Source organism: Pseudoalteromonas sp. RWi3, assembly GCF_054960735.1.
The window spans coordinates 1-897 of record NZ_JBHNYL010000042.1 but is presented as its reverse complement, the minus strand read 5'-3'; the positions used below and the strand labels follow the sequence as shown (position 1 = coordinate 897).

At 50.7% G+C, this 897-nt stretch carries 1 rRNA gene; it reads left to right on the top strand.

Annotated features, from left to right (window positions below):
- Positions 1 to 897: ribosomal RNA gene (locus tag ACFI4Z_RS19050) — 23S ribosomal RNA — on the top strand; the annotation flags it as partial.

Sequence of the window (897 nt, the reverse complement as noted above, 5' to 3'; positions counted from 1 at the left end):
GTGACTGCGTACCTTTTGTATAATGGGTCAGCGACTTATATTTTGTAGCGAGGTTAACCGATTAGGGTAGCCGTAGGGAAACCGAGTCTTAACTGGGCGAATAGTTGCAAGGTATAGACCCGAAACCCGGTGATCTAGCCATGAGCAGGTTGAAGGTTGAGTAACATCAACTGGAGGACCGAACCCACTAACGTTGAAAAGTTAGGGGATGACTTGTGGCTTGGAGTGAAAGGCTAATCAAACCGGGAGATAGCTGGTTCTCCCCGAAATCTATTTAGGTAGAGCCTCGGACGAATACTTACGGGGGTAGAGCACTGTTAAGGCTAGGGGGTCATCCCGACTTACCAACCCTTTGCAAACTCCGAATACCGTAAAGTAATATCCGGGAGACACACGGCGGGTGCTAACGTCCGTCGTGAAGAGGGAAACAACCCAGACCGCCAGCTAAGGTCCCAAAGTCATAGTTAAGTGGGAAACGATGTGGAAAGGCCCAGACAGCCAGGAGGTTGGCTTAGAAGCAGCCATCCTTTAAAGAAAGCGTAATAGCTCACTGGTCGAGTCGGTCTGCGCGGAAGATGTAACGGGGCTAAACTATGCACCGAAGCTGCGGATTCAGAATTTATTCTGAGTGGTAGGGGAGCGTTCTGTAAGCGGTTGAAGGTGTACCGGGAGGTATGCTGGACGTATCAGAAGTGCGAATGCTGACATGAGTAACGATAATGCGGGTGAAAAACCCGCACGCCGGAAGACCAAGGGTTCCTATCCCATGTTAATCAGGGTAGGGTAAGTCGACCCCTAAGGCGAGGCCGAAAGGCGTAGTCGATGGGAAACGGATTAATATTTCCGTACTTGGTATAATTGCGATGGGGGGACGGAGCAGGCTAAGCAAGCATGGCG